This window comes from Methylobacterium sp. Leaf91, from assembly GCF_001422815.1.
Taxonomy (GTDB): Bacteria; Pseudomonadota; Alphaproteobacteria; order Rhizobiales; family Beijerinckiaceae; genus Methylobacterium.
On sequence record NZ_LMMP01000008.1, the window covers coordinates 1 to 25,734 of the forward strand.

The 25,734-nt window shown below is 65.7% G+C and carries 27 protein-coding genes and 3 pseudogenes; 11 read left to right on the forward strand and 19 right to left on the reverse strand.

What is annotated here, in order from left to right; all coding sequences use genetic code 11:
• Positions 1 to 68 precede the first annotated feature (68 nt).
• The 8 genes from ASF32_RS08300 to ASF32_RS08335 all read right to left on the reverse strand — a co-directional run bounded on the left by ASF32_RS08300 (position 69) and on the right by ASF32_RS08335 (position 7,679).
• Positions 69 to 838, reverse strand: a protein-coding gene (locus ASF32_RS08300) for an IS5 family transposase (protein ID WP_156467730.1) whose coding sequence is annotated in 2 segments (ribosomal slippage) — positions 69 to 523 and positions 523 to 838 — 771 coding nt in all. Because the reading frame shifts where the segments join, the coding sequence is not laid out codon by codon here.
• Positions 839 to 1,083: 245 nt separating this feature from the next.
• The gene (locus ASF32_RS08305) at positions 1,084 to 2,214 is read right to left on the reverse strand and encodes a M20 family metallopeptidase (protein WP_056426270.1); all 1,131 of its coding nucleotides are present in this window, start codon (positions 2,212 to 2,214) and stop codon (positions 1,084 to 1,086) included.
• A 216-nt stretch (positions 2,215 to 2,430) separates the two neighbouring features.
• Positions 2,431 to 3,183 carry an amino acid ABC transporter ATP-binding protein gene (locus tag ASF32_RS08310; protein WP_056426272.1) on the reverse strand — a complete coding sequence of 251 codons (753 nt, stop codon included), beginning with the start codon at positions 3,181 to 3,183 and terminating at the stop codon, positions 2,431 to 2,433.
• A 42-nt stretch (positions 3,184 to 3,225) separates the two neighbouring features.
• The gene (locus ASF32_RS08315; protein WP_056426274.1) at positions 3,226 to 4,077 is read right to left on the reverse strand and encodes an amino acid ABC transporter permease; all 852 of its coding nucleotides are present in this window, start codon (positions 4,075 to 4,077) and stop codon (positions 3,226 to 3,228) included.
• Entirely contained in the window at positions 4,074 to 4,820 is a 747-nt protein-coding gene (locus tag ASF32_RS08320; RefSeq protein ID WP_056426276.1) for an amino acid ABC transporter permease, read from the reverse strand. Before ASF32_RS08320 ends, ASF32_RS08315 begins: the two co-directional genes overlap by 4 nt.
• Positions 4,821 to 4,860: 40 nt before the next feature.
• A complete protein-coding gene (locus tag ASF32_RS08325; RefSeq protein WP_056426279.1) occupies positions 4,861 to 5,691 on the reverse strand; it encodes a transporter substrate-binding domain-containing protein in 831 nt (276 codons plus the stop codon).
• A gap of 131 nt (positions 5,692 to 5,822) precedes the next feature.
• Complete coding sequence (gene solA, locus ASF32_RS08330) at positions 5,823 to 6,992, reverse strand: N-methyl-L-tryptophan oxidase (protein WP_056426282.1); 1,170 nt, start codon at positions 6,990 to 6,992, stop codon at positions 5,823 to 5,825.
• Positions 6,993 to 7,070: 78 nt separating this feature from the next.
• The gene (locus tag ASF32_RS08335) at positions 7,071 to 7,679 is read right to left on the reverse strand and encodes an XRE family transcriptional regulator (protein ID WP_056426285.1); all 609 of its coding nucleotides are present in this window, start codon (positions 7,677 to 7,679) and stop codon (positions 7,071 to 7,073) included.
• Positions 7,680 to 7,945: 266 nt separating this feature from the next.
• On the opposite strand from ASF32_RS08335, the gene ASF32_RS08340 reads away from it, so the two are divergent.
• The 8 genes from ASF32_RS08340 to ASF32_RS25210 all read left to right on the forward strand — a co-directional run bounded on the left by ASF32_RS08340 (position 7,946) and on the right by ASF32_RS25210 (position 15,322).
• The gene (locus tag ASF32_RS08340; protein ID WP_200919076.1) at positions 7,946 to 9,253 is read left to right on the forward strand and encodes an MFS transporter; all 1,308 of its coding nucleotides are present in this window, start codon (positions 7,946 to 7,948) and stop codon (positions 9,251 to 9,253) included.
• Positions 9,254 to 9,376: 123 nt separating this feature from the next.
• Entirely contained in the window at positions 9,377 to 9,775 is a 399-nt protein-coding gene (locus ASF32_RS08345) for a Rid family detoxifying hydrolase (RefSeq protein WP_056426290.1), read from the forward strand.
• Entirely contained in the window at positions 9,772 to 10,341 is a 570-nt protein-coding gene (locus ASF32_RS08350) for an MOSC domain-containing protein (protein WP_082490389.1), read from the forward strand. The genes ASF32_RS08345 and ASF32_RS08350 overlap by 4 nt, the downstream gene beginning before the upstream one ends.
• 156 nt (positions 10,342 to 10,497) lie before the next feature.
• On the forward strand, positions 10,498 to 11,292 hold the full coding sequence (locus ASF32_RS08355) for a PDR/VanB family oxidoreductase (RefSeq protein WP_348271421.1): 795 nt from the start codon (positions 10,498 to 10,500) through the stop codon (positions 11,290 to 11,292).
• Between the two features lie 49 nt (positions 11,293 to 11,341).
• A complete protein-coding gene (locus ASF32_RS08360) occupies positions 11,342 to 12,541 on the forward strand; it encodes a Zn-dependent hydrolase (RefSeq protein ID WP_056426296.1) in 1,200 nt (399 codons plus the stop codon).
• Positions 12,542 to 13,208: 667 nt separating this feature from the next.
• On the forward strand, positions 13,209 to 14,134 hold a 926-nt coding region (locus ASF32_RS26390), incomplete at its 3' end, for a ParB N-terminal domain-containing protein (RefSeq protein WP_244483609.1).
• Positions 14,135 to 14,178: 44 nt separating this feature from the next.
• On the forward strand, positions 14,179 to 14,616 hold a 438-nt coding region (locus ASF32_RS26395; RefSeq protein ID WP_244483614.1), incomplete at its 3' end, for a site-specific DNA-methyltransferase.
• A gap of 214 nt (positions 14,617 to 14,830) precedes the next feature.
• Positions 14,831 to 15,322 carry a DUF5681 domain-containing protein gene (locus ASF32_RS25210; protein WP_156467731.1) on the forward strand — a complete coding sequence of 164 codons (492 nt, stop codon included), beginning with the start codon at positions 14,831 to 14,833 and terminating at the stop codon, positions 15,320 to 15,322.
• A 433-nt stretch (positions 15,323 to 15,755) separates the two neighbouring features.
• Here the strand turns inward: ASF32_RS25210 and ASF32_RS08375 are convergent.
• From ASF32_RS08375 to ASF32_RS26830, 4 genes and pseudogenes are all read right to left on the reverse strand, one after another.
• Positions 15,756 to 16,070: pseudogene (locus tag ASF32_RS08375) on the reverse strand (transposase); the annotation flags it as partial.
• A gap of 42 nt (positions 16,071 to 16,112) precedes the next feature.
• Positions 16,113 to 16,445 (reverse strand): IS3 family transposase, encoded by a 333-nt coding sequence (locus ASF32_RS08380; protein WP_056426305.1) that lies wholly within the window; start codon positions 16,443 to 16,445, stop codon positions 16,113 to 16,115.
• A complete protein-coding gene (locus ASF32_RS26400) occupies positions 16,442 to 16,669 on the reverse strand; it encodes a hypothetical protein (protein WP_244478015.1) in 228 nt (75 codons plus the stop codon). Before ASF32_RS26400 ends, ASF32_RS08380 begins: the two co-directional genes overlap by 4 nt.
• Complete coding sequence (locus ASF32_RS26830) at positions 16,670 to 16,795, reverse strand: hypothetical protein (RefSeq protein WP_280136549.1); 126 nt, start codon at positions 16,793 to 16,795, stop codon at positions 16,670 to 16,672. It lies immediately after the preceding gene.
• Between the two features lie 485 nt (positions 16,796 to 17,280).
• Between ASF32_RS26830 and ASF32_RS26405 the strand changes: the two are divergent.
• From ASF32_RS26405 to ASF32_RS08395, 3 genes and pseudogenes are all read left to right on the forward strand, one after another.
• A pseudogene (locus tag ASF32_RS26405) lies at positions 17,281 to 17,590 on the forward strand (EamA family transporter); the annotation flags it as partial.
• A 27-nt stretch (positions 17,591 to 17,617) separates the two neighbouring features.
• Complete coding sequence (locus ASF32_RS08390; protein ID WP_056426308.1) at positions 17,618 to 18,634, forward strand: zinc-binding alcohol dehydrogenase family protein; 1,017 nt, start codon at positions 17,618 to 17,620, stop codon at positions 18,632 to 18,634.
• Positions 18,635 to 18,716: 82 nt separating this feature from the next.
• A pseudogene (locus tag ASF32_RS08395) lies at positions 18,717 to 18,899 on the forward strand (cupin domain-containing protein); the annotation flags it as partial.
• Positions 18,900 to 18,974: 75 nt separating this feature from the next.
• Here the strand turns inward: ASF32_RS08395 and ASF32_RS08400 are convergent.
• The 7 genes from ASF32_RS08400 to ASF32_RS08430 form a co-directional block, all read right to left on the reverse strand.
• On the reverse strand, positions 18,975 to 19,271 hold the full coding sequence (locus tag ASF32_RS08400) for a putative quinol monooxygenase (protein ID WP_056426310.1): 297 nt from the start codon (positions 19,269 to 19,271) through the stop codon (positions 18,975 to 18,977).
• Positions 19,272 to 19,358: 87 nt separating this feature from the next.
• Positions 19,359 to 20,237 carry a LysR substrate-binding domain-containing protein gene (locus ASF32_RS08405; protein WP_056426677.1) on the reverse strand — a complete coding sequence of 293 codons (879 nt, stop codon included), beginning with the start codon at positions 20,235 to 20,237 and terminating at the stop codon, positions 19,359 to 19,361.
• Between the two features lie 79 nt (positions 20,238 to 20,316).
• Positions 20,317 to 20,967 (reverse strand): L,D-transpeptidase, encoded by a 651-nt coding sequence (locus ASF32_RS08410; protein ID WP_244483615.1) that lies wholly within the window; start codon positions 20,965 to 20,967, stop codon positions 20,317 to 20,319.
• 321 nt (positions 20,968 to 21,288) lie between these two features.
• A complete protein-coding gene (locus ASF32_RS08415) occupies positions 21,289 to 22,035 on the reverse strand; it encodes a hypothetical protein (protein WP_056426317.1) in 747 nt (248 codons plus the stop codon).
• A gap of 187 nt (positions 22,036 to 22,222) precedes the next feature.
• The gene (locus ASF32_RS08420) at positions 22,223 to 22,783 is read right to left on the reverse strand and encodes an HAD domain-containing protein (protein WP_056426320.1); all 561 of its coding nucleotides are present in this window, start codon (positions 22,781 to 22,783) and stop codon (positions 22,223 to 22,225) included.
• Positions 22,784 to 22,891: 108 nt separating this feature from the next.
• Entirely contained in the window at positions 22,892 to 24,529 is a 1,638-nt protein-coding gene (locus tag ASF32_RS08425; protein WP_056426323.1) for an inorganic phosphate transporter, read from the reverse strand.
• Positions 24,530 to 24,811: 282 nt separating this feature from the next.
• Complete coding sequence (locus ASF32_RS08430) at positions 24,812 to 25,711, reverse strand: LysR family transcriptional regulator (protein WP_056426326.1); 900 nt, start codon at positions 25,709 to 25,711, stop codon at positions 24,812 to 24,814.
• Positions 25,712 to 25,734: the final 23 nt, after the last annotated feature.

A 25,734-nucleotide genomic window follows, 5' to 3' on the forward strand; every position in this document is an offset into this window, starting at 1 on the left:
AGACCGGACTTTCACCTAGGCCAAGCTGTTCGATGGAAACGCTGAAAGCCCAGGCGGGCTAGGGCGTGTCATCGCTTGAGCCAATCGAGTGCGGCGGCGAGGTAGAGGATGCCCATGAAGCTGGCGGCTGTCTTTTCGTAGCGTGTGGCGATGGCCCGCCATTCCTTGAGCCTGGCCCAGAGGCGCTCGACTTGGTTGCGGTTGTTGTAGATCCAGTCAGGGCAGGCGACGGGCGCCTCATGGCGCTGCGGCGGGATCACGGGCCGTGCGCCCATGGTCCAGATGTGCTCGCGGAAGGCGTGGCTGGTGTAGCCACGGTCGCCCACGACCCACTTCGGCACGCTGGGCAGCCCGTCGAGCAGCGGCACCGCATGGGGCAGCTCATGGGCCTGACCGGGCGCCAGCCGGAAGGCGATGGCGCGGCCCCGCCCGTCGGCGATCACGCAAGCCTTGGTGCCATAGCCGCCACGCGAGCGGCCAAGTGCTTCACGATGATCTCGCTCGGCCGCAGATCCCCCCTTTTGGCGGCCCCGGCCGCCTTTTGGTGAGCCCGCACGTTCGTGCCGTCGAGGAACACCATTCCGAGTTGGACACCGCGCTCCTGCACCAGGCTGAGCAGCCGCTCCCAGACACCGGCCCGGGACCAGCGAATGAAGATCTGGGCAGCCCGCCACCACGGACCCAGTTCCTCCGGGATCGCCCGCCATTTGGCCCCGTTCTGATGCCGCCAGAGGATCGCCGAGAGCGTGCGTTGCAGGTGCTGCGGTGGCGTCTTGGCCTTGGGCCGGCAGGCCTCGACCAGCGGCTCCAGTTCAGACCATTGCGCATCGCTCAGCATCGTCCCTCCCGCAATCAGAGAGACGAAAACGCAAAACGCGCCAATCCGTTCAAGCGACGACAGGCCCTANCAGTTCAGACCATTGCGCATCGCTCAGCATCGTCCCTCCCGCAATCAGAGAGACGAAAACGCAAAACGCGCCAATCCGTTCAAGCGACGACAGGCCCTAGGCGCAGTGTGAAGCAACCGCGCAAGCGCTCACGTCAGGCCTGCCGGACGGCGGCAGCGGCGTCGGCCAATGCGCCTCATCCCGCGCGGTCGCAGCACATGCGGAGCATCAAGTCCCTGTAGATGGCCTGCGCCTCCTCGATCCGGTCGACGAGGCAGTACTCGTCCGTCTTATGGCACTGCACCGGCTCGCCGGGTCCTACGATCACCGTGGCGACTCCGTCGAAGGCCGGCACAAGAGCCGACGCATCGGTGAAGTAGGGTGCCCCAGCTGGTTCCGCCGACGCCCCAGTCCGCTCGCGCAGCAGCGTCAGGAGCAGGGCGGCGGACGGATCGTCCGGCTCGGTAGCGAACCCAGGGAAGCTCGTGACAACCCGGATCTCAGCCTCCGGTCCGAACAGGCGGCTGAGTTCGGCGATCAGCGTTTCGTGCTTCTGCTCCGGCAGGGTCCGGATATCCACGGTGAACTCGACGAAGTCAGGGACGGAGTTGATATTTTCTCCGCCGCGGATGGTGGTGACGCAGGCTGTGGCGCTGCCGAGCAGTGGGTGGCGGGCGCCGAACTCGTGGCCCTCAAGTCTCCGGATCCACTCCGCCGCCTTGCTGATGGCGTTTTCGCCCTCATGCGGCATTGAGGAATGCGCTGTCCTCCCGCGCGCGGTTACGATGACGCGGAGAGAGCCCTTATGGGCGAATATGGGGGCATTAGACGTCGGCTCGGCCACGATCAGGAGTTCGGCTGGCCCGAGGACTTTCTCACGGCCGACATGGAATGCGCCTTCACATCCCGTCTCTTCTCCGGCGGTGATCACGAGCGTGACACCGCGGTGGAAGCTAAGCCCGTCCCCGATCAGGTTGCATGCAGCCGCGATGAACGCCGCTACGCCGGCCTTCATGTCGCTGGAACCGCGGCCGTACAACCGGCCATCTTGCACGACCCCTTCGAAGGGTGGGAATTGCCACTCGTTCGACCCAAGTGGCACGACGTCGATGTGCCCAGTGAAGCAGAGCGGCTTGCCACCGGCCGTCCCAGGGATGCGCGCGACCAGTGTTGGTCGGTCCTTGGCAAATTCGTAGCTGGCAACGTCGAACCCGTGTTCGGTCAGCAGCCGGGCAATGAACTCGGAACATTCCTTCTCATCGCCTGGAGGATTGATCGATCGGAACCGGATGAGCTGCTTCGAGAGTTCGAGACCGTTCAGGGGCATTGGTGCTTCCACATGAAGTTTCGCGTCGTTGCCGGCCGCAAGTTCGATGTACCCAGGTTAGACGATGAAGATCCTGCGTCTTCATCAAGAATGACCGCTATCGGGTAGGACCCAAGGCCGGTCGGGCGACCAGCAAGAGTCGCAAGTAGCTGGCCCGTTTCCGAGTAGGTAATTGGGCGATACTCGCAGCTCGCCTGAATTGACTTGAATCGGTTCCTACAGAACCTGGGACAGAAACTGTCGCGTGCGCGGATCGACGGCGGACGAGAACAAAGTCTCGGGCGGCCCGTGCTCGACGATGACACCGCGATCGGTGAAGTAGACGTGGCCGGCGACCTCGCGCGCGAAGTTCATCTCGTGGGTGACGAGAAGGCAGGTCATGCCCTCCTCTGCCAATTCGCGAATGGTGACGAGAACCTCCTTGACCGTCTCGGGATCGAGGGCAGCTGTGACCTCGTCGAACAGCATCACGTCCGGCCGCATCGCGAGCGAGCGGGCGATGGCCACGCGTTGCTGCTGCCCGCCGGACATCTCGCCGGGATAAGCCGCTTCCTTGCCGGCGAGACGCACCTTGGCAAGGAGAGCGCGTGCCCGGACCTCGACCTCGCGTCTGTCCTGGCCCAGCACGTGGATCGGCGCCATCATGACGTTCTCCAACGCCGTCTTGTGCGGGAACAGGTTGTACTGCTGGAACACCATGCCGACTTTGCGTCGCAAGGCCAGCTTGTCGAGCTTCGGGTCGACCACTTCGATCCCGTCGACCCGGATGGTGCCGGACGTGACCGGAACGAGGGCGTTGATGCAGCGGATCAGCGTCGACTTGCCCGATCCCGACGGGCCGATGATGCAGACGACCTCGCCCCGGCGCACGTCGAAGCTGATCCCCTTGAGGACTTCCACCTCACCGAAGGACTTGTGCACGTCGAGCAGCTGCACGATCGGTGGGCCGGAGGACGAGACACCCACCATCAGAAAAGCACCATCAGAAACGTACCATCGGACACCCGGGCCTCACGCTGTTTCGAAGCGCCGCTCCAGGCGCGCGGTCAGCCGGTCGATCGGGTAGCAGTATAGGAAGAAGCACAGCAGGGCGAAGCCGTAGAGGGGGGCGAACAGCTCGGGCCGCCCGCCTTCGGCGGCGTGAACCTGCGCCGTCAATGTCAGCATCTCGGTGACACCGACGATGGAGGCCTGCACCGTTGCCATGGCGATCAGAGCGTAGACGTTCATCCACGGTGGCAGCATCCGCTTGAGGCATTGGGGCAGGATGATGCGGAACAGGGTCTGGCGCCGGGTGAAAGCCAGGGATTCGGCCGCCTCCCACTGTGTGGCCGGCACCGAGCTCACGGCGCCGCGTACGATCTCGGCGACGTTGGCCATAACCGGCAGCGCGAACCCCACCGTCGCCTTGACCCAGTCGGGCAGCGGCACGCGCAGGCCGAACACCGTGACCTGAAACGGCACGAGAAACATCACAAAGAACAGCAGCACCAGCCAGGGCACGTTGCGGAAGAACTGTGTCACGCCCCAGGCGATGCGGCGCAGGACCGGCCCCTCGCTCACTAGGGCGAGCCCCAGCCCAAGACCCGCCCCCGTGCCGAGGAGCATCGCCACAAGCGAGATCGCGACGTTGAAGGCAAAGCCCGTCAGCAGGAGCGGCGCCCAGCGCAGGACGACCTGGAGCGGCGACAGCACGGCGTCCGGCCCTTGCGCGAAGGCTGGTACCACGAGGACGAGGCCGGTGAGCCACGCCCCGAGAAGCCACCCTTGAGCCGGGCGGAAGGTGAACAGGGTCCGCGTACGCGACACCCGGAACGGCAGCAGGACCGGCAGGTCGCTTGCAGGCGGCTCAGGCGCCCTCACCGGCTGTAGCCCGGGATCCGCAAGGCCTGCTCCCAGCGATGCATGATCCAGACGAGGACGCCGACCAGGACCGCGTAAGTGACGAGCAGCACGATCATCATCTCGAGCACGTTCTGCGATTCCGACCAGATCTGCTTCACCGCATAGAGCGTCTCGGGCACCGCGATGGCGTAGGCCAGGGTGGTGGTCTTGAGCAGGTTGATGAGGTTGTTGTTGAGGGCCGGCAGGCAGACGCGGAGCGCGAGCGGCAGCACGATGTAGAGGTAGGCCTTCAGGCGGGTATAGCCAAGGGCCTCGGCCGCCTCGATGGTGGTGCGCGGCACCGCTTCGATTCCGGAGCGGAAGATTTCGACGTTGAAGGCGCCGGCGAACAGGGACAGCGAGACGATGGCCCATTGCACGTTGTCGAGGATCGGCACGCGCAACCCGTCTGCGGTCTGGGTGGCCGGCAGCAGGGTGCCCAGCCCAAAGTAGAAGAAGAAGATCTGCACCAGGGGCGGCGTGTTGCGGAACACCACGACGAAGCCGTTGACGAATCCGCGCATGAGCCGCGACGGGCCTCCTTGGAGAAGTGCCCCGACTGCGCCGATGACGAGGCTCGCCAGGATCGTCGTCACCGCCAGCAGCAGCGTCGTCTTCAGGCCGTTGACGTAGCGGTCCCAATCATAGGGGTCGTAGAAGACCGTGAAGTTGAAACCCGTCGTGTCGTAAAGGGTCCGGAACCAGTTTGGGACGGCGTCCATCGTGTTCCTCAAGACGGCGGGTCATTCGGCCCGGCGCGGCTCAGTTGGTCGCGTTCTTGTACTTCTCGTGCATCGCCTTCGAGTATTCCGTCGGCTCGATGCCCCACTTCTTCTCTGATTCGACGATGAAGCCGGACTTCATCCAGTCCTTGGTCGTAGCTTCCATCATGGTTTGGAGGGAGCCATTGCCGGGCGCCACCGCCATCATCCAGGGGGCGTCGAGGATACCCTTCAGCGGCAGGGCGTAATCCGCCTTCCAGTCGGCGTCGAGGAGCTTCCCCTGCAGCATGCTCTGATCGTAGACGTAGCCGAGGCAGTTGCCCTGCTTGAGGGCGAAGAGCGGCTTCTCCGAGCCATCGAAGGCGACGATTTCGACACCGTAGGTGCGGGCCACGTCCTTGTTGTACCAAGCGCCGGAGGTGGCGCAGAGGGGCTTGCCCTTCAGCTGCGCCCAGTCGGTGATATTGGCCTTCTTGGGCAGCATCACGTTGACGAAGTCGGAATAATATTGCGGGTCGATAGCCTGCACCACGCGGCGGCGCTCCGGCTTGTCCGAGATCGTGGCGATGAGGAGGTCGACCTTGCCCTGCTGCAGGAACTCGATCCGGTTGGAGGAGACCACCGGCACGAGTTCGAGCTTCACGCCGAGGCGCTTGGCGACGTCGGCGGCAAGGTCCGGTTCCATCCCGATGATCGCTCCGCTCGGATCGCGAAAGCCGAAGGGACGGTAATCCGCCTTCACGCCGACGATGAGCGTCCCGCGCTGTTTGATGGCCTCGATCCCATCCGCAGCCGAGGCCAAGGAGGCAGGGAGCAATGCGGTGGCGGCGAGCAGGCTGCAGCCGAGGAACGCCTGAGTCAGCTTACGCATCGCACCACATCCCTGCTTGGTTCATGCCGATCGACCGGAAATCAAGACCGAGACCCGACGATCCCTCTTCGAGCAGATTGCCTTGTCCGGTCCGAACGGGTCAAGCAATCGGCAGGCCATCACTGGGGGGATCAGCCGAACCGTCCGAGCGAATACGGTGCGAGATCGATCCGCCCGCTGGCCTGCACCATCTCGTTCGCCACGGCCTCGCCGATCCCGGCAGAGTGCTTGAAGCCGTGCCCCGAACAGGCCGAGACGACGAGAACCCGGTTCATCTGCGGATGGCGGTCGATGATGAAGCCGCGGTCGGGGGTCACGGTGTAGAGGCAGGCGGCGGACTTGGTCACTCGCCCCGTCGCGCCGGCGAGCCGGCCCGCCACGTGGTGCCGGTACATGGCGGTGGATTCCTCGGGGCTCACGGCGCGGTCAAAGGCCTCGGCCCGCGTGGCGGTCTCGTATTGTTCGGTGGCGACCTTGACCTGGACCTCCCCCGGCAGGGGCGGGAAGCCATAGAGGTAGTCCGTGTCGCCGGAACCGTGCATCCAGATGAAGACCGGCGACTCCGAGCCGTAGGCCGAGGCGTCGTCGAGGGCGTACCAGTGCAGGAGTTGGCGGCTGACCGTGAGCAGCTCCGTGAACGGCGCGCCGAGAAGAGGCGCGGTCCAGGCCCCGGCCGAGACCACCACCTGATCGGCCAGGACGACGCCGTTTTCGGTCTCGATGCGGACCCCGCCCGGCTCTTGGATAATCGACAGCACCGTCGTCCCGGTGCGGATGTCGGCGCCGAGCTCGCCGGCCCGTTGCAGCTGCGCAGCGATGCAGCGCTCGGGGCGCACGTAGCCGCCGCCAGGCTCGTAATAGGCCCTCTCGTCGCCGCCGAGATTCAGAAATTGCGGGAAGCGGCGCGCGATCTCGCCTCCGTCGAGGACCTCGTGCGGGATCGCGAAGGCCTGCGCGGCATCGATCGAACGCCCGACGAAATCCGGCTTGCCGTGATGGGAGGTGTCACCGCTGCCCGGCCCCATCACCAAGGCGCCGCATGCCGTCAGTAGCGTCTCGCCGGTCTCCGCCTCCAGGGTTCGCCAGATCCGGTGCGAAGCCAGGACGAAGGGGACGTAGTCGCGGCCCTCCCCGACAGCCTGCCGGGTGATGCGGCTCTCTCCGTGGCTCGACCCCAGAATGTGCGGCGGGGCAAAGCGATCGAGGCCAACCGCTTTCGCGCCCCGCAGCCCCAGTTGATAGAGGGCCGCGCTTCCCATGGCGCCAAGGCCGACGACGGCGATGTCAAAACGGTCTTCCATCGCAGGATGCGCTCCGGTTCGTTCTCAAGCCCATTCTCTGCAACGCATGCGAACCCCCGAGATTCCGACGGAAGATCGCTACCGAGCGCGGGACGGATCGATCACCAGGATATACTCGCACGGGTCCGTGCCGAGATTCGTGAACGCGTGCCCGGCATCGGCTTCGAAGTACAGGCTGTCCCCCGTCTCCGCGACGACGGTCCGGTCGCCGATCACGGCGCGCAGGCGGCCGCGCAGGATGTAGATGTATTCCGAGACGCCAGGGCGATGGGCCGTGAATTCGCCCGTGCTGCCACCGGGCGGCAAGGTGTTCAGCACCAGATCGATGCCTCGGCCCGGTAGGACCGGCGACAGGCAGCGACGCAGGAAGCCCGATTCTTCGTCCCGAAGGATGGGTTGGCGACGTGCCGGGATCAGCAGGACTTCGAGTTCGGTCGCCGGGGCCATCAAGCGCGAGAAGGTCACGCCGAGCGCCTCCGCCAGGCGGGAGAGTACAGCGGTCGAGGGCACCGCCTCGGCGCGCTCGATCTTCGAGATCATCGAGCGGCTCACGCCGGAGCGCGTCGCCAGCGCCTCCAGGGACAGGTGGAGTTCCCTGCGGCGGCGACGGATCTCCTCGGACACGTAGGCCTGGGAACTCGTTTCGGCCGCTGTCTGCGCCGGGGCAACCATCTCCCTCACCGCCATGCCGTCATCCACTCCCATCCTCCCAATAGACCGGCAAGTAGGGCCGTGCGGGTCAGCTTCGCCCCTGAATAGGGGATCGTCCTGACGTTTGCACGCGCCCCATCCCGCGACGTCCCGGCTTTCGCCGCACGGCCGGGCGCCGTCGTGCGCGCCCGGGGCGCGCCAAACGATCGCTGCCGCATCTGGCACGGCGATTGCCTCCACATTAGTGGAATTTTCTCCAGTTCGGTGGATGGTCGAAGGCCATGGCGAGTACGGCGATTGTGATGGAAACCGAAGGCGGTCTCGACCGGCATGAGGTCTCGCTCGCGGACCGACGACAGATTGTCTGGTCGAGCGTGATCGGCACGACAGTCGAATGGTACGACTTTCTGATTTACGGCACCGCCAGTGCCCTGGTGTTCAACAAGCTCTTCTTTCCGAGTATCGACCCCGTCGTCGGGACGATAGCCGCCTTCGGTTCCTACGCTGTCGGATTCCTGGCCCGCCCCCTGGGCGGCATCGTCTTCGGCCATTTCGGCGACAAGATCGGTCGAAAGGCCATGCTCTCCCTGACGATCATGATCATGGGCCTCGGCACATTCCTGATCGGCTGCCTGCCGACTTATTCCCAGATCGGCGTCTGGGCACCGATCCTGCTCGTCACCCTGCGACTGGTCCAGGGCATCGGTATCGGTGGGGAGTGGGGCGGCGCGGTCCTGATGGTGGTCGAAAGCGTACCGGCCCATCGACGGGGCTTCTTCGGGAGCATCGTCCAACTCGGCTATCCCTTGGGCGTCATCCTCTCCATCGGAGCCTTCGCTCTGGCGGGGCTGATGCCCGAGGCCGAGTTCCTGGCCTGGGGCTGGCGGCTGCCGTTCCTGGCGAGCGCCTTCCTCGTCGGTGTCGGCCTCTTCATCCGGCTTCGCCTGCACGAAACACCCTCCTTTCAGCGGGTGAAGCAGCGCGCTGCCGTTGCCAAGATCCCGGTCGTCGAGATCCTCACGGAGCATCCCCGCACTTTCCTGAAGGCTGTCGGCCTGAAGGTGTCGGAGATCGCCTATGTCAGTATCGTCACGGTGTTCTCGATCTCCTACGTGACGGGGCAGCTCGGTTTGCCGCGAAGCGTCATCCTCAACGGCATCCTGATCGCGGCGATCATCGAGCTCTTCACGATTCCCGTCTTCGGATGGCTGTCGGACCGCTATGGCCGACGCACCCTGTTCGTCGTCGCCTGCCTGTTCTCCATCGTTTTTGCCTTCCCGCTGTTCCAGCTTCTCGACACCCGCGATCCGACCGTCATCACGCTGACCGTCGCGGTGGCCCTGAGCTTCGGCCAGGGCATCATGTTCGGGACGGGCGCGGCCTGGATGTCGGAGCTGTTCGATGCGCGCCTGCGCTACAGCGGCGCCTCGCTCGGATTCCAGGTCGGAGCAGCCCTGAGCGGAGGCTTCACGCCGCTCATCGCCGCCGCACTGTTGACCTGGAGCAGCGGCGCGACATGGCCGATCTCGGTCTACCTAATCGTGCTGGCCTGCGTGACGCTGGTCGCTGCGTTCCTGTCGCCCGAAACCGCTCGACGACAGATCGACTGAGCCGCTGGACCGCCCGAGCTCGGCGCATGATTGGGAACTTCGATGCCGCCGATCCTTCACAGTGGATATTTTTCTAGTATCGTAGATTGATCCCGACAGCCCCGTTCACACCGAGGAACACGAATGAACCGAACCATCATCAAGACGGACAAGGCCGCACCGGCCGCCGGACCCTATGCGCAGGCAACCCGTGTCGGCGATCTCGTCTTCGCCTCGGGGCAACTCCCGATCGACCCGGAGACCGGCGCATTTCCCGACGGGATTGCGGCGCAGACCAAGGCCTCGCTCGCCAATCTCGCGGCGGTTCTCGATGCGGGCGGCGCGAGCCTGGCGACGGTCGCCAAGACGACCGTGTTCCTCAAGGACATGAACGACTTCGCCGCCATGAATGCCGTCTATGCGGAGCATTTCCCCGGTGATGCCCCGGCGCGATCGACGATCGAGGTCGCCCGGCTGCCCCGCGACGCCATGGTCGAGATCGAAGCCATCGCTCTCGCGACACAATCGGAGGCCACGCGATGACGGACGTAACAGCACCCCGCATGGTCGAGGCGTTCGCACATCCGGCCGGTTCGATAGCGGTCGGCGTTCCGGGAGGCGCAGTGGGCTGGCGGGGCAGCCTGCTCAACATCCATACGGCCTCGGCGGCGAGCTACGAGATGGAAGAACGCACCGAGGCCCGGTGCGTTGCCGGGCGCGGCATCGAGGGGGACCGCTACTTTCTCGGTTTGGGCACTTATTCGCCCAAGCCCGACACCCGCGAGGTGACCCTGATCGAGCAGGAGGCGCTGGATGCGATCAACCGCAACGACCCGCCGCTCCAAAGCGGTCCTCTGCACATCGCGCCGATCGACCACCGCCGCAATCTCACGGTTCGGGGCGTCCCACTGAACCACCTCGTGGGGCGTCGATTTCGCGTCGGCGAGGTGATCCTGCGCGGCGGACGGCTCAACTTTCCTTGCAAGTACCTAGAGGAACTCCTGGGCCAGCCGGTCTACCTGCCTCTCTACAACCGCTCGGGCCTCAATTGCGGGATCGAGCGCGGCGGAATCATCCGGGTCGGCGATACGATCGAGATGGTGGACTAGGTCGTGAGCGCACGTCTGGTCATGAGGCTGCAGGTCTCGGCGGCTATGGCGACAACGTCCGAAGTACTGCATCTAACCCTGGTCCATCCGCGGCGGCCGGAGCTCCCATCTTGGACAGCCGGCGCCCACGTGGATCTTCGGCTGCCGGATGGACGCGTGCGCCAGTACTCCCTTTGCGGCGACCCTGCAGATCGCACGCGATACGAGATCGCGATCAAGCGCGAGGAGGCGGGACGCGGGGGTTCGACTTGGGTGCACGGCAACCTCACCGTCGGCGCGGTCGTCGATGTCTCAGCGCCCCGCAACAACTTCCCCCTCGCACCCGCCGCACGTCGGCACATCCTTGTGGCGGGCGGCATCGGCGTGACGCCGCTCCTCGCTATGGCACGCACGCTTTCGGCGGAAGGAGCGGACTTCGTGCTCCATTTCTGTGCGTCGTCGGCCACCCATGCGCCTCTCCTCGCGGACGTCCGCGCGATCTGCGGTGACCGACTTCAGGGTTGGTTCGCCGATGAAGGCCGACGCTTCGATCCGATGCGTCTCGGCGACGTCGAGGTGGACACGCATGTCTATGCCTGTGGCCCGCAGCGTCTCACCGACGCCGTCCAAGCTGCCCTCGACTCGCAGGGCTGGCCACCGGAGCAGGTCCATGTCGAGCATTTCGCCCCACTGTCGGACGAAACCTTCAAACCCGAGCCGTTCGAAGTTCGCATCGCATCCACAGGCGCCCAGCTCCACGTAGCTGCGAACCGTTCGCTCCTCGACGTCCTGCGGGAGCACGGCTTCTCCCAACCCTCCTCATGCGAACTCGGAGTCTGCGGCGCCTGCGAGTGCGGCTATCACGATGGCACAGTGATCCATCGTGATGCCGTGCTCTCGGTCGGGAAACGCCGGGACCGGATGACGCCATGCGTCTCGCGCGCTCAGGGCAGCGTGACCCTCGAACTCTGAAAGAGGGTGGGGGGTGACTACCGAACGCGATCAACCGCCTGGACCCAGCATGACCGAAATCGAGACCGACACCTTCCTCCACGACCTGTACGCCTTGCGCGAGATCGGGCGGTTCCGCACCGGCGTCCACCGGCCGACCTTTTCGCCTGAAGATATGCAGGCGCGTCGCTGGCTGATGGGCCGGATCGAGGCTTGCGGTCTCGAGACGTCGATCGACGGCATCGGCAACGTGCTTGGGCGGCATCGTGGCCCGGGGCCCCACCTCCTGGTCGGCAGCCACATTGAGACCCAGAACGAGGCCGGCTGGCTCGACGGGGCGCTCGGCGTCGTCGCCGGACTGGCGCTGGCCCGGGCCGGGCTTCCCGTCGACGTCGTCGCCTTCGCAGATGAGGAGGGACATTTTTCCGGCGGCTTCCTGGGTAGCCGCTCGGCGATCGGTGACCTGACCGAGGCCGAGATCGACGCCGCCCGCAACCGCACCGACGGCACCCCCCTGCGCGTGGCGCTCGAATCGGCCGGACTGGCCGGAAAACCTCGGATGCAGTTGGATCCCGCGCGCTACCGGGGCTTTCTGGAACTGCATATCGAGCAGGGCACGCAACTCGAATCCGCAGGTCTGCATCTCGGTGTCGTCAGCGGCATCGTGGCGATCTGGCAGTTTCAGATCGTCTTCGAAGGCAAGCAGGACCATGCCGGAGGCACCACCATGGCCGAGCGCAGGGATGCGGGACTCTCCGCGGTACGCCTGCTCGCGGCCATCGATCGGGAATTTCCGAAGGTCTGCGGCCCGCGTAGCACCTGGACGACAGGGCGGATCACGCTCGATCCCGGCGGCTACAGCATCATTCCGGGCCGCGCAGAGGTGGCCTTCCAGTTCCGCGACGTGTCGGTCCCGGTGCTGGAGCGAATGGAAGCTTGCCTCGAAGCACTGGTGCAAGAGTCGAACCGGCGTGAGCGCTGCACTGCCACGCTCATACCCTTGTCGAAGGCGATCCCCGCCCGGTGTGATCCGAACCTGATGCGGGCCCTCTCGGAGGCTGCCGAGCAGGTCTGCCCCGGCCGTTGGCAGGTGATGCCCTCGGGCGCCGGCCACGACGCCCAGAACATCGCCCGTATCCTGCCGGCCGCCATGCTGTTCGTCCCGTCGGTCGGCGGCATCAGCCATCACTGGACAGAGGATACCAGCGATGCAGATCTCGCCTTTGGCGTGCGCGCGCTCGGAGTGGCGGCGCGGGTGTTGTCCAGATAGTTCGGGCACATGTTTCCGGGGCCCCGATTAACGCTTCAGCCGCGAATCCGTCGCGATTTGCAATGAACACGACCTAGGATGTCGGCGATGGGACCGACCCACACCAACGGAATGCCGCCGTAAGATTCCGCTTTCGAGCGTCGGCCGAATCCCTCGCTACGTCATGTTTGGGTCGGAGGCGGAACGTCCGCTTCAGGATGAAGGGTCAGGGTCCGCTCCCCACCCAACCCGGTCGTACAGCAGGCCGGCGGATTTCAACCCATGACGGCCGAAGGACGGGAACTTCACAGCTGATAAGTCCTATCGGCGTGCCATAATAAGATAAAGTGGCTCAGGTCGCCGATGGGTAGTTTCCATTGATGTCAAGATCTTGCGAAGGAGCGTCTTGACACCCGACGGGTAAACTGCGCATTTTCCTTAAGTTGAATTTTCTGTGTCCGCAGCGGACCAGCTTGGACCCACCCGCAATCGTGATCCTTTCCGAACGGCGCGCCTGAGCAGCTCGATGCGCGATTGCACGTCCCCTCGCCCCGCAGCACCTGCCCCGGGGCGTTTCTGTCTCCGGGCCTGAGCGGCCCTTTTCTCAGACCACTGCGCCGACTTTTCCCCTGCTGCCTTCCGGCACGCGGGCCTGTCGTCGTGCGCGCTTTCCAAGGACATTCCAATCATGACGACGAACGCACTGGCCTTTCCCACGGCCGGGTTGACCATCGTCGACCAAGCTCCGACCTTCCTCAAACCCAACCCGCGCAACACTCGCACCCATTCGAAAAAGCAGATCGCCAAGATCGCCGACAGCATCAGGGCGTTCGGCTTCACCGTGCCGCTCGTCGTCGACGAAACCGGGCTCGTGCTCGCCGGGCACGGACGGTTGTTGGCAGCAAAGCAACTCGGCCTGCCCACCGTCCCGACCGTCCGGCTCGATCACCTGAGCGACACGCAGAAGCGCGTCTATGCGATCGCCGACAACAAGATCGCGACCCTGGCCGGCTGGGATCGGGCGACCCTTGCCCTCGAACTCGGCGAACTCGCCATCCACCTGCCCGAGATCGGGCTGGATCTCTCCGTCACCGGTTTCGAGATCGCCGAGCTCGATCTGCTGACTGGGGATCTCGACGAGGAGCGCCTCGCCTCGCGCGAGGACGAGCTCGGTGAGCCGGAAGCACCGGTCTCGCAACTCGGCGACCTCTGGCAGCTCGGCCCGCACCGGATCCTGTGCGGCAGCGCGTGCAGCCGCGATGACGTCGAGCGTCTGATGGGTGGACGAGAGGCCGACATGGTCTTCACCGATCCGCCCTACAACGTCCCCGTCAACGGCCACGTCATGGGCCGCGGCCGGGTCCAGCACCGCGAGTTCGTCATGGGTTCGGGCGAGATGACCGAGGAGGCATTCACGGCCTTCCTGAGCGAGAGCCTCGGCCATGCCGTCTCGGTCTCGTGTGATGGGGCCCTGCACTACGTCTGCATGGATTGGTGTCACCTACCGGAGCTGCATGCCGCGACCCGACCGCTCTACGGCGAGCAGAAGAACCTCATCGTGTGGAGCAAGACCAATCCGGGGCAGGGCTCGCTCTACCGCTCGCAGCACGAGCTNTGCCGCGACCCGACCGCTCTACGGCGAGCAGAAGAACCTCATCGTGTGGAGCAAGACCAATCCGGGGCAGGGCTCGCTCTACCGCTCGCAGCACGAGCTCATTGCGCTCTACAAGGTCGGCACGGCGAGCCACACCAACAATGTCGAGCTTGGCCGGCACGGGCGCAACCGTTCGAACGTGTGGACCTATTCCGGGGTCAACACCTTCAAGGGCGCGGGCGATCTGGCGCTGCATCCCACCGTCAAGCCGGTGGCCCTGGTCGTCGATGCGATCAAGGACGTGACGCGCCGCGGCGCGATCGTCCTCGATCCGTTCTCCGGCAGCGGTACGACCCTGCTGGCTGCGGAGAAGACGGGACGCGAGGCGCGGGTGCTCGAACTCGACCCGGTCTATGTCGATGTCGCTATCCGGCGCTGGCAGGCCTTCACGGGCCGCGACGCCATTCTCGACGGCACGGACGAGACCTGGGACGAGGTCCGANATCCGTTCTCCGGCAGCGGTACGACCCTGCTGGCTGCGGAGAAGAGGGACGCGAGGCGCGGGTGCTCGAACTCGACCCGGTCTATGTCGATGTCGCTATCCGGCGCTGGCAGGCCTTCACGGGCCGCGACGCCATTCTCGACGGCACGGACGAGACCTGGGACGAGGTCCGGTCGGCCCGTACGGCCCCTGCCCTGCTCGAGGAGGCTGCGTGATGGCGGACGCTGCGAACACCACTGTGACCAAACCGAAGCGACGCACCGCGTACGAGGTCGGGTACGGCAAACCGCCAGCCGACCGTCGCTTCCGGAAGGGCCAGTCCGGCAACCCACGCGGCCGGCCCCGAGGCCACTCGGCACCGCTCGGCCGACGCGATCTTCTGGACGCGTTTACCCAGGCCGCGCGTGAGCCGATTGCCATCACCAAGGATGGCCGCACGATTCGGACGACCCAGATCGAGGCACTCGCCCAGCAACTCACCCGGAAGGCACTGCAGGGCGACATGAAAGCCGCCAAGCTCCTCTTCGATACCATCAAGGCTCTGGCGCCGGCGGATGAGCCCGATGGCATGTCCCATGAGGAACGGCTGAAGACCCTCGACGATCGACCGAAGTATGCTCCCAGCATCGAGGTCAGGTTCATCGACGCTGGCGATATGCGCTCAAGGCTCGGAGAGACCTTAGCCCCCTCCACCGATGCTTCATAATCCCAATCAACCGGGGAGCCTCATGGCTCTCCGGCCCTTTTTGCATTTGCCCGAAAGCGATCCCTGTTCCCGCTGATCGGCTTGCCTGTTTCGCCCATACGCGCTCCCTGATGACCAAACTCAATTCCCTGTTCCGCCGCGTAGGGAATTGATCATTAAGTTATTAAATCTGCTGCACTTTTGCTGGGCTAAGACGTGCCTGGGAGCTGCACCACGCCGTTTTCCCTGTTGTTTTCCCTGTTAGCAGGGAAACGGCGCCAGAGACCGGTTCCGACGGGATGCGTGCTCCACCACCTTTTTCCCTTTATGATGCCTCGAAATTGACTCGACGCGAGGACCATTCGAGGGCTACCGGAACCGGAAACGTATTTTGACCCCGCTTGGGTGGGTCGCGGCAAGGGGCGGTCGGAAACGAAACCAACCCACTGTTTGAACCGCGCCGGCCCCGGCGCGCCAGCTTCCGGAGAAACGCCGTCCAGAACGTCGCGGCCTCCGACGAGCCGACGTCCATGCCGAGGACCTCGCGCCGGCCGTCACTGTTGACGCCGACCGTCACGATGACGGCGGCCGAGACGATCCGGTCGTTCTCCAGCCGCTCGGCGCTCTTCTCGTTGTGGGCCGCGCCGGTCAGGCCGCCCACTTCCAACTCCATAAGTCGCTCGGCGGCAAAGCCGATCATTTCGCGCAGCAGATCGGTGTCGGCGCTCTCCTCCATCAGCCCATGCAGGGCCATGATCTCCTCGGTCATCGGGGAGCTCTCCGGTTCGGGGCTGGAAGTCGCAACCCGACCCTACCCGGCAACCGCCGATGACCACCCGTCAGCTACACCACTGCCTGGGACACAGCCATGTCGGGCCATGTTCGGGAAGATCGGGCTCTCGTAATCGCTATCGGTGGTCGTGACATAGCGGCGCCGAACGCGTGGCTGCAGGTCATGGGCGCGCATGAGGCGGCGGACCTTTTTGTGATTCACCCGCCATCCCTGCTGGCGCAGAGCTGCCTGGACGCGGCGCCAGCCGTAGGCTTCGAACGCGTCGCCGACCGCGGCCATAGCCTCGACTCGGGCGGTGCCGTCGGCAGCACGCATCGGAGCGTCGTAGTAGGTGGAGTGCGCCAGACTCATCCGTCGGCATCCCTCCGCGACGGAGAGGCTGCCGGGCCGGTGATTACGGACGTAGGCTCGCTTCTCGGCAACGGTCCGTTGCGCAGAGCTCCCTTTAAAAACTCAAGCTCAAGCGCCTGCCGGCCGACGAGCCGTTCGAGCGCGGCGATGCGCGCCTCGTAGGCTTGGATCGTGTCGTCGGCGGCCGCGTCATCATCGAACGCGCCGGCCTCGTACTTCTGCACTCAGACGCGCACGAGGTTGCGCAAGAGATCGTGGCGCTTGGCCAAGCCGTGCAGCGTCTCGCCGGACAGGTACTCCTGCGCAACCTGACGCTCGAACGCGACGCTATGGGAACGGTGTCGTGCCATGGTCTTCATCCTTCGAAGATCCAACAATCCGGTCAATCAGCCTTGCCCAATCCGTCCACCCCCAGGGCCCCCCTCCAAGTATCTCGGCGCAATTCAGCATGTCGCGATAGGACGTCGTTGTCCGGTGCGTAACGTAGGAAGCGTTCGTCCAGCACCTACTCGGTGAAAAGGACGATGACGGAGCGTGTGCCCTGTCGCTCCCGTCGAACCGTTCAGTCGTTTTCTTCATCGCATCGATCAGAATTACGCGCTTACCGAATTGTAGATCGGACGGCATTCTGAGGGGGCGCTGTCGATGAGGATTCGCGCCGCGAACCCCGCAACCGGACGCGACCGAACCGAGATACTTGTCCCGGAAGACGCCAACCATGGCCGCCTCAGCGACGACTCCTGCCCCACGTGCCGCTGCCCGCCCTGCCCGTCGCGACGCGCCGGTTTCGGCCGGGCCCGCACGCGCTCGCCCGATGGGGGATGTCGTGCGGCCGCTCGCTGCAGCGATCCTGACACCGCTGGCCTATGCCGCCGAATGGCCTTTCACCGGTGACGGCAATGCCACCTTCTGGACCTGCCTCGCCTTCGTCGGTCCCGTCCCACGGCCTTCTGCTTCTGCGCCGTCAACGCCGCGAGCGCGCGATCTTCGGCGAGGGCGATCTCGAACCTCATGGTCGCGGTGCCAGTCACCGGTCTCGCCCTCTCCATCACAGCCCTGCACGAGGCCCCGAGCCTCGACCTGATCGTCGATCCTTTGCCATCGTGCTGGGCATCGCCGCGAGCACGTACCGATCCCGTCCCTGACTTCCCCACCAAACGAGGAGCACTCTAATGAAGGCCGTCGGTTTTCACACATCCCTGCCGATCGAGAACGAAGTGTCTCTGGTCGATCTCGACCTGCCAGCCCCGACGCCCGGTCTGCGCGATCTGCTCGTCCGGGTGCAGGCCGTCTCGGTGAACCCCGTCGACGCAAAGGTCCGCGCCCGCGTCACCCCGGCCGAGGGCCAGCCGCACATCCTCGGCTACGACGCGGTCGGAATCGTCGAGGCGGTCGGCGAAGAGGCCCGACTGTTTCGAACCGGGGATACCGTGTTCTACGCCGGAGCGCTGGGGCGGCCCGGGACGAATGCCGAGCTCCACTGCGTCGATGAACGCATCGTCGGCCACAAGCCCGCTTCGCTCTCGGCGGCCGAGGCCGCAGCGATGCCGCTGACCGCGATCACCGCCTGGGAAGCTTTGTTCGACCGGCTCGACGTCGGCAAGCCGGTGCCGGGTGCCGCCCGGTCGATCCTCATCATCGGCGGGGCGGGCGGCGTCGGATCCATCGCGACGCAGCTCGCCCGCCAGCTCACGGATCTGACCGTCATCACCACCGCCTCGCGGCCCGAGACCGCCGCCTGGAGCCGCGAGCTCGGTGCCCATCACATCATCGATCACACCCAATCGATCGCTGCCGAGATCGCGGCGCTGGGATTGGGCGCACCGGGCTTCGTGTTCTCGACCACCAACACCGATCAGCACGTGGCCGAGATCGCCGAACTGATCGCGCCGCAGGGTCGCTTCGCGCTGATCGACGATCCGGAGAGCCTCAACGTGGTACCCTTCAAGCGCAAGAGCGTGTCGACCCACTGGGAGTTCATGTTCACGCGCTCGATGTTCGAGACCGCCGACATGGAAGCACAGGGGCGGCTCCTCGACGAGGTTGCGCGCCTCGTGGATGCGGGCACGCTGAAAACCACCTTCGCCGAGAGCTTCGGCCCGATCTCGGCCGTCAACCTTCGGCGTGCGCATGCGCTGATCGAGAGCGGGCGGGCCAAGGGCAAGATCGTCCTGGAGGGCTGGGCATGAGCGGGGCATCGGCCCCGGACAGGCGTAGCGTGTTGGCGGGCGCCGGTGCGGCGATGTTGTTCGCGTCTGGGCCAGCCCACTCGGCCCTGGCGAACTCCTGTCCTTCGAGCGCGGCACCGTTCACGCCCTGCCGACGATCACGCAGGGGCCGATGATCTTCCTCTCGATCGACACGCCGCGCCGCGCGCCCACCGATATCATCTTCGTCGATCCCGCCGACGGGGCGCCCGAGACCTTCATGGCCTGCAACGCCCCGGAGGCTTGAGCACCGCTCGCGGTTGGTGGAATGTCGAGGCCGAAAGGGGTCCGAACGTCCGGCGAGCGCTGTGAAGTTCGACGATCAGGCGATCCTGTTCAGGATTTCGATCGCGAGCGGCTCGCTCAGGAGTTCGTCGAAGCGGGCGGCGAGCGTTCGGAAATTCGCGCCATCGGCATGGATGTCGAGGGCGGCCTGACTTTCCCAGACCTCGTACATCACGATCGTGCCGGGCCGCTCACGACTTTCGTGAGCCACATAGGCGAGACAGCCGGGTTCCGCGAGCACGGCGGGCACCAGCGCCGCCATGGCCTGAACTAGCGCTGCCTCCTGTCCTTCGCGGGCCACAAGGCGGGCGATCAGATGGACGTGCTCGGACATGATCTGCTTATCCCTGCTTCTGTACCGGCCCCGCCGGACCCCATCATGGTGCGCAACGCCCCAGACGTGCTGATCGTCCGCCGACGCTCAGGCCGCGATGGTGAGCCCGTCATGGCCGGCGAGGCTCTGGCTGAGGAAGGTGATCAGTGGCTCCACGAGGTCGGGTGCCCGGTCTTCGCCGAGTACGCTGACCTCGGTCATGGGCAGGGCCGGCCAGAGCTCGGGCGCCCGCAGGATCTGTATGCCCTCCTGCACGAAGGAGCGCCCGAGCAACGTCACCCCGAGCCCGCCCGCCACCGCTGCCTGGACGCCCATCAGGCTGCTCGCCGTGCACGCGGCGACCCAGTCGCGCCGCACGGAATCGAGGGCCGCGATCATCTGCTCGCGATAGCTGCAGGGGGCCGCCAGCATCACCAGGCGCGCGGGCTTCGTAAAATCGAGCTGATAATCGGCGGAGGCGAGCCAGACGAGGGGCTCGCGCCAGATCACGCGCCCCCGCCCGTTCGCACCACTGCGCTTGACGATGACCGCATCGACCCGGTCCGCGTCGTAGGCTTCGAGGAGGTTGCAGCTCAACCCCGTCATCAGCGCGATATGGACGTCGGGATAGAGGCGGCCGAACCGGGCGAGGAGCTTCGGCAACTGACCGGGGATGAAGTCCTCCGACACACCGAGCCGCAGGGTGCCGCTCGCCGGCGGCTCCCGCCATCCGCGCAGGAACCGGTCGTTGAACTCCAGCATCTGGCGGGCCGCCACGAGCAGGCGCTCGCCGTCCGGCGTCAGTCCAAGCATGCGGCTGGTCCGGTCGAAGACCCGCCGGCCCAGGATCTCCTCAAGGCGCAGGACTTTCTGGCTCACCGCCGATTGCGAGCGATGCACGACGTCGGCGGCGGCCGTGAAACTCCCCGTCTCGGCCACCGCCACGAAGGCCCGCAGCAGGTCGAGTTCCAGATCCGGGTGTCGCATCGCTCCGCCGTCTCCCATGTTCGCAGGCGCGCCAGCTTCGAGACCTGCCTCGCGCAGACCGCCCGCCGGTGCGATGCCCTCAGCCACCCACCGAGGAAGATGCAGACCGGGCGACGGGGCCTTCAAATGTCTCGACATGCTCGTCCGCCGGAAGCACGACAACCCGCGTCTCGACCGGAACGCGGCCGTAGAGATCGATGATGTCTTGGTTGAACATCCGGATACAGCCGGAGGAGACATCGGTGCCGATGGATTGCGGTTCTGTGGTGCCGTGGATGCGGTAGAGCGTATCGCGCGGACCTTCGAACAGGTAGAGCGCGCGCGGTCCTAGCGGGTTGCCGGGACCCCCGGCCATGCCGTTGCGCCACGGCCCGTTGCGGTCGGGTTCCCGTGCGATCATGTCCGCCGTCGGGGTCCAGCGTGGCCACTCGGCCTTGCGTCCCACCCGCGCCGACCCGCTCCAGGCCAGACCGGCCCTGCCGACGCCGACACCATAACGCAGGGCTCGGCCGTTCTCGCGTACGAGATAGAGAAACTTGTTACCCGGATCGACGACCAGCGTACCCGGCGTTTCGGCGCGCGGATACGCGACCTCCTGGCGAAAGTAGCGGGGATCGATGCTGCCGATTTCGGTCGCCGGAAGGGGGAAGCGTTCGTCGGGACGCGCACCATACATGGCGGTGAACGCCGCGTTCGGTGACGGTACCACGGCCTCGCGCCGGGCCTCCATGGTCACGCAGCCACCGCCGGCAAGGCTCACCCAGGCCAGCCGGACGAGGATCGGAAGCATAGGGCCGCCTCTACGCCGGAGGGAGGCAGCCGATCCCGACTTAGTCATGAGGCGTGCTACCTTTCCAGAGACGTTCGGCGCCGAAGGCATCGGATGGCCGTCAGACGCTCAGGAAAGATGCCTTTCGTCTAGGCCTGAGGGAAACGCATAGTTCTGATGGGTTTCAGATGACGATCGAATAGACGGCGCGCACCGGTAACGCGTCATCGCCCTCGATGCCGGCTTTCTGAACCTCTGCCGCAAGATAGCGACGCCCGACGATCAGGCAGGCACGAGAGTTTTGCTCAACCTGGCCCGTGCTTCGTTGGCCAGGCGGTGCAGGACATCCGCGTAGCGCGTGAGCAAGCGCGCGAGAGGCGAGCGCCACAGGCCGTGTCCGTCATCACAGAGCGGATCGTTCACCACGGGACTGCCATCGGCGCCCACCAGGACGTTGCCGATGTTCGGATCGAGGCCTTGCGGCGATACCGCACGCAAGGACGCGACATAGGCTTCGTATCCGGGCCACGCGGCCCTGAAGTCTTCGCGGATCCCGTCGAAGCTCGCGTGATCGATCCGTGGCTCGTGGGCCGGCCATTCCACCTTGAACCGGTCTCGGACGCCCTCGTCCATCGCGACGCCCGGATGGTCCGCGATGACGGCATGGGCATAGGCCAGCCACCAGGCATCCCGCGCCGGATTCGTGAGCCGTGAGCCCACGGTCATCAGCGCGCCGCAGCGGCTGACCTGCAGGTCGTGGATACGCGGCGCGTGCGGGCCATCGGAGCCTGCGAACCCCTTGCGAAGCAGGGCCGCATAATCGCCGAACCCATCGGCCTTGCGTGCGAAGCGCACGACGACGTCCGGATGGTCCGGATGCGCATGGACGGTACCATGGTACCCGAATCCGATCTCCGACCAGCCTGTGGCGATGAGCGCGGCATAGGCTTCCGCGGCCGACCGTTCGGCAATGCCCAGGACCGCGAGCGAAGGACTGGACGTCCTTCCGTGAGTTCTGAACCCGAACATCGCAGCCACTCCTTCCTGCCGAACGACAATCCGACGCGACGCGCTCTCAGCAGCCGCACGGGGGCGGCGTCGAGGCGGGGCCGGACGGGCAGGTCCGGCAAAGATCCAGGAGACCCTGTCGATGTCGGGGGCAGCGTGACGCGGGTGTCACTCCACTGTCATGGAATGACCGGTGCTTTCGAAAAGTTCAATCCCTGTGGGGAAGTAAATCGGCGGTGCGTGGGAATGAGCCAATCTGACCCATCATTCCTCGAGGAGCCACCATACCCGCCAGCAGGTCGCGGGCCAGGATCCCCTCCGCCTCGCTTAGTCCAAGCTCTGCAACGGGACGAACGTGCCGACCCGCATGGGCCGGGCCGACCTCTACGTCGTCGAGGACGAGGTAGTGCGTGATGTGGTTCCGGCTCGCGTGTTCGGTGATCTCATCGCCGCGCCCGGCTTGCTCGGCGGGAAGCATCGCGCCCGTTTCGGCATTCCTGCTCGTCGGCAGGATGGCCGTCCGCCAGTCCGGGTGAAAGCAGTCCTCGGATAGGCCGGCTTCCACCAGTGTCGGGCGGCAATCGTCGACGCGCCATGTGGACGACACGACCACCTTCGCGTCGAACTCCCGTACCAGGGCGGCAACGAGGGCGACCTGGGTCGGGTTGAGCCTGTCCTTCCCGGCTTGCCGTTGAAAGTCCACCGTCGTGACGACGCCGTCCACGTCGAGGTAGATCGTCAGCGCTCCCGCCCCTGTTCGTTCGCTCAAGGGGCCAGTCCCGTTTCGTGAAGCAACCCTGCTTCGGCCGTGGACGCCTACCGCGGGACGCTGCGATCGTCCAGCATCGGGTCCCCGGCCGGCGACGTCGAGGTGCCGCTAGAACACGTGCCGTAGGATGAAGAAGAGGACGCCCGCCAGGGTGATGGCGGCCGGCAGGGTCAGGACCCAGGCCAGCGCCATGTTGCGTACGGTCGACATCTGCAGGCCCGAACCGTTGGCGGCCATGGTGCCGGCGACGCCGCTCGACAGGATGTGCGTGGTCGAGACTGGCAGACCGTAGAGTTCGGCGAGACCGATGGTGCCGGCGGCGACCATCTCGGCGGAAGCGCCCTGCGCGTAGGTGAGATGGGTCTTCCCGATTCTCTCGCCCACGGTGACGACGATGCGCTTCCAGCCGACCATCGTGCCGAGGCCGAGAGCCAGTGCGACGCAGACCTTGACCCAAGTCGGGATGTAGCGTGTCCCATCGTTGAGGAGGCCGGTATAGGCCTTCAGGGTACCGGCCTCGGCTTCCGAGAATGTCGCGCCGTTCTTCGGCAGGAGCCGGATCGCGTCGGCGGCGAGATACATGTCGTTGCGCAGGTTCGAGGTCGCCGCAGCCGGCACCTGCTTGATGGCGCCGTAGGCCTTCACGTTATCGGCGATGTCGGTGGAGAGCGCGGCGAGGGCCCCGTACACGGCAGGCTGGTTCAGGTCCTTGGACTTGAGAGCTTCCGAGACCTGCTTGCGGGCCTCGGCGGCGTCAGGCTTCGGCGCGTTCCCGGCATGGCTGGCGAATACCGTGCTGGCGTTCTGGGAGGTCTGGATGAAGGCCGGGGTGGTGTCGTCCGCCATCGTGCGGTTGAGGGCGTAGGCGGTGGGGGCGGCGCCGATGAGGATGAGCATGATCAGGCCCATGCCCTTCTGGCCGTCATTGCCGCCATGGAAGAACGACACGAGCGTGCAGGTCAGGATCAGAAGGCTGCGAATCCACAAAGGCGGTGGGGTTTCGCCCTTGGGGGCCTCGTAGAGATCCTTGCGCCGCACGGTGAATTTGAGGGCCAGCAGCAGCAGGGCGGCGGCGACGAACCCGATGACGGGGCTGAACAGCAGCGCCTTGAACACGCCCAGGGCCTGCGCCCAGTCGACGCCCGAGGTTGCCTGTCCCTCGGGGGCCATCAACTGGTTGGCGAGGCCGACGCCGATGACCGATCCGATCAGGGCATGGGACGACGAGTTCGGCAGGCCGAAAGCCCAGGTGCCCAGGTTCCAGAGGATCGCGGCGATGAGCAGCGCGAAGATCATGGCGTAACCGGCCGACGACCCGACCTGCAGGATCAGTTCCACCGGCAGCAGGGTGACGATGGCATAGGCCACGGCGCCGGAAGACAGCATCACACCGAGGAAGTTGAAGGCGCCCGACCAGATGACCGCGACGAGCGGCGGCATCGAGTGAGTATAGATCACGGTGGCCACGGCATTGGCGGTGTCGTGGAACCCGTTCACGAACTCGAAGGCCAGAGCGATGAGCAGAGCCAGTCCGAGCAGCACGAAGGCGCCGATGGCGAGAGGCGACTGCCCCACCGCGTTCATGTCGGTCACGAGGCTGTAGAGCGCGTAGCCCAGTCCGGCGACCAGGACGAGCAGGAAGGCGATGACGCCGCCCGGATGAATGCCGTGGTCGAGCTTTGGCCCCGTGGCGGGCGCCTTGGCGCCCTGCGGCAGTCCGGTCGGAGCAGCAACGGCGTCGGACATGATGGCCTCAGGACCCGGGGGATCAACGATCCTGCCAGTAGGTCGCGCTCATAACAGTCCTGTGACATGCATTCAAAAAGCACCGATGGTGCTGGATTAAAGTGATCGACACGAACGTACGACGCGAACTCGCTCCGTGAAGGGTGCCAAGTGCAGGCGCTGCCAAGCGTTGTCCAAATCCGTCCGGCCCTGTCGGATGGAACGACCACTTTTTTTCTTTGATTCTGACCTCGACCACTCTGTCGGCGCAGAGGCGTTCGTCGCTCATCATGGTTGGCGTCACTAGCCCGTGTCGGCGCAACGCAATTGGGCAATGAGCCAGCGCCCGGCCGGTCCCGGAGGCCGTTCCATCGGGTATACGGCCCACATCGGCAGGAAGAGGCCACCCTTCGGCAACGCAGCGATGTCGAGGCGCACGAGGTGTCCGACGGCGAGGTCATCCGCCACGACCTCCAGGGGCATCCCGCCCCATCCGAGCCCCGAGCGCAGGAAAGCATGCTTGGCTCCGAGATCGGCCAGCCGCCAGGTCCTTGGCGAGAACACGCCGAACTCGCGCCCCTTCGTCAGCTCGCTGCGGTCGGTCAGGACGAGTTGGACATGCTCGGCCAAGTCGGCGGTCGGGATGGTCCCCGTCCTGCGCGCGAGGGGATGGGCGGGCGAGGCGACCATGACCAGTTCGATCTGGCGCAACGGCTCGCGCGCAAGCTCGGGCGGCAGCAGGGGCGTGGCGCCCGCGACCGCGAAAGCGCAGCGCCCGTCGAGGACCGGCGCGATCACCGCCCCCAGGGTCTCGACCTGGATGCGCAGGGGCGTGGAGGGAAAGGTCGGCTGGAACGCGGCCACCGCTTGCGTGAGCACTTGGAACGGGAACAGGACGTCCAGCACGATGCTGACTTCCGCCTCCAGGCCGCCGGCAAGGTCCCGGGCCTGGGCCTTGAACGTCTCGGCGGCCGCTACCGTCGCGCGTGCATGGGCGAGCAGCACGCGGCCCGCCTCAGTCAGGACCGGATAACGGTTCGAGCGGTCGAAGAGCTTGATGCCGGATTGCGTCTCCAGGTTTGCCAGAGACTGGCTGACCAGCGACTGCGCCCGCCCGAGCTTGCGTGCGGCTGCGGAGAAGCTGCCGGTATCTACCGCGGCGACGAAAGTCCGGAGTTGATCGAGGGTGAGTTGGTCGAGCATCCATCTGTCCAGGTGATGGTATG

What these genes read in the sequence shown, in the direction of transcription:
- ASF32_RS08340 (WP_200919076.1), top strand. Translation starts at nt 7,946, where the DNA reads ATGGAAACCGAAGGCGGTCTCGACCGGCATGAGGTCTCGCTCGCGGAC.
- ASF32_RS08390 (WP_056426308.1), top strand. Translation starts at nt 17,618, where the DNA reads ATGAAGGCCGTCGGTTTTCACACATCCCTGCCGATCGAGAACGAAGTG.
- ASF32_RS08310 (WP_056426272.1), bottom strand. Translation starts at nt 3,183, where the DNA reads ATGGTGGGTGTCTCGTCCTCCGGCCCACCGATCGTGCAGCTGCTCGAC.
- ASF32_RS08335 (WP_056426285.1), bottom strand. Translation starts at nt 7,679, where the DNA reads ATGGCGGTGAGGGAGATGGTTGCCCCGGCGCAGACAGCGGCCGAAACG.
- ASF32_RS08380 (WP_056426305.1), bottom strand. Translation starts at nt 16,445, where the DNA reads ATGAGTCTGGCGCACTCCACCTACTACGACGCTCCGATGCGTGCTGCC.
- ASF32_RS08305 (WP_056426270.1), bottom strand. Translation starts at nt 2,214, where the DNA reads ATGCCCCTGAACGGTCTCGAACTCTCGAAGCAGCTCATCCGGTTCCGA.
- ASF32_RS08345 (WP_056426290.1), top strand. Translation starts at nt 9,377, where the DNA reads ATGAACCGAACCATCATCAAGACGGACAAGGCCGCACCGGCCGCCGGA.
- solA (WP_056426282.1), bottom strand. Translation starts at nt 6,992, where the DNA reads ATGGAAGACCGTTTTGACATCGCCGTCGTCGGCCTTGGCGCCATGGGA.
- ASF32_RS08415 (WP_056426317.1), bottom strand. Translation starts at nt 22,035, where the DNA reads ATGTTCGGGTTCAGAACTCACGGAAGGACGTCCAGTCCTTCGCTCGCG.
- ASF32_RS08405 (WP_056426677.1), bottom strand. Translation starts at nt 20,237, where the DNA reads ATGCGACACCCGGATCTGGAACTCGACCTGCTGCGGGCCTTCGTGGCG.
- ASF32_RS08400 (WP_056426310.1), bottom strand. Translation starts at nt 19,271, where the DNA reads ATGTCCGAGCACGTCCATCTGATCGCCCGCCTTGTGGCCCGCGAAGGA.
- ASF32_RS08320 (WP_056426276.1), bottom strand. Translation starts at nt 4,820, where the DNA reads ATGGACGCCGTCCCAAACTGGTTCCGGACCCTTTACGACACGACGGGT.
- ASF32_RS08325 (WP_056426279.1), bottom strand. Translation starts at nt 5,691, where the DNA reads ATGCGTAAGCTGACTCAGGCGTTCCTCGGCTGCAGCCTGCTCGCCGCC.
- ASF32_RS08360 (WP_056426296.1), top strand. Translation starts at nt 11,342, where the DNA reads ATGACCGAAATCGAGACCGACACCTTCCTCCACGACCTGTACGCCTTG.
- ASF32_RS08350 (WP_082490389.1), top strand. Translation starts at nt 9,772, where the DNA reads ATGACGGACGTAACAGCACCCCGCATGGTCGAGGCGTTCGCACATCCG.
- ASF32_RS25210 (WP_156467731.1), top strand. Translation starts at nt 14,831, where the DNA reads ATGGCGGACGCTGCGAACACCACTGTGACCAAACCGAAGCGACGCACC.
- ASF32_RS08425 (WP_056426323.1), bottom strand. Translation starts at nt 24,529, where the DNA reads ATGTCCGACGCCGTTGCTGCTCCGACCGGACTGCCGCAGGGCGCCAAG.
- ASF32_RS26830 (WP_280136549.1), bottom strand. Translation starts at nt 16,795, where the DNA reads ATGGCACGACACCGTTCCCATAGCGTCGCGTTCGAGCGTCAGGTTGCG.
- ASF32_RS08430 (WP_056426326.1), bottom strand. Translation starts at nt 25,711, where the DNA reads ATGCTCGACCAACTCACCCTCGATCAACTCCGGACTTTCGTCGCCGCG.
- ASF32_RS08410 (WP_244483615.1), bottom strand. Translation starts at nt 20,967, where the DNA reads ATGGAGGCCCGGCGCGAGGCCGTGGTACCGTCACCGAACGCGGCGTTC.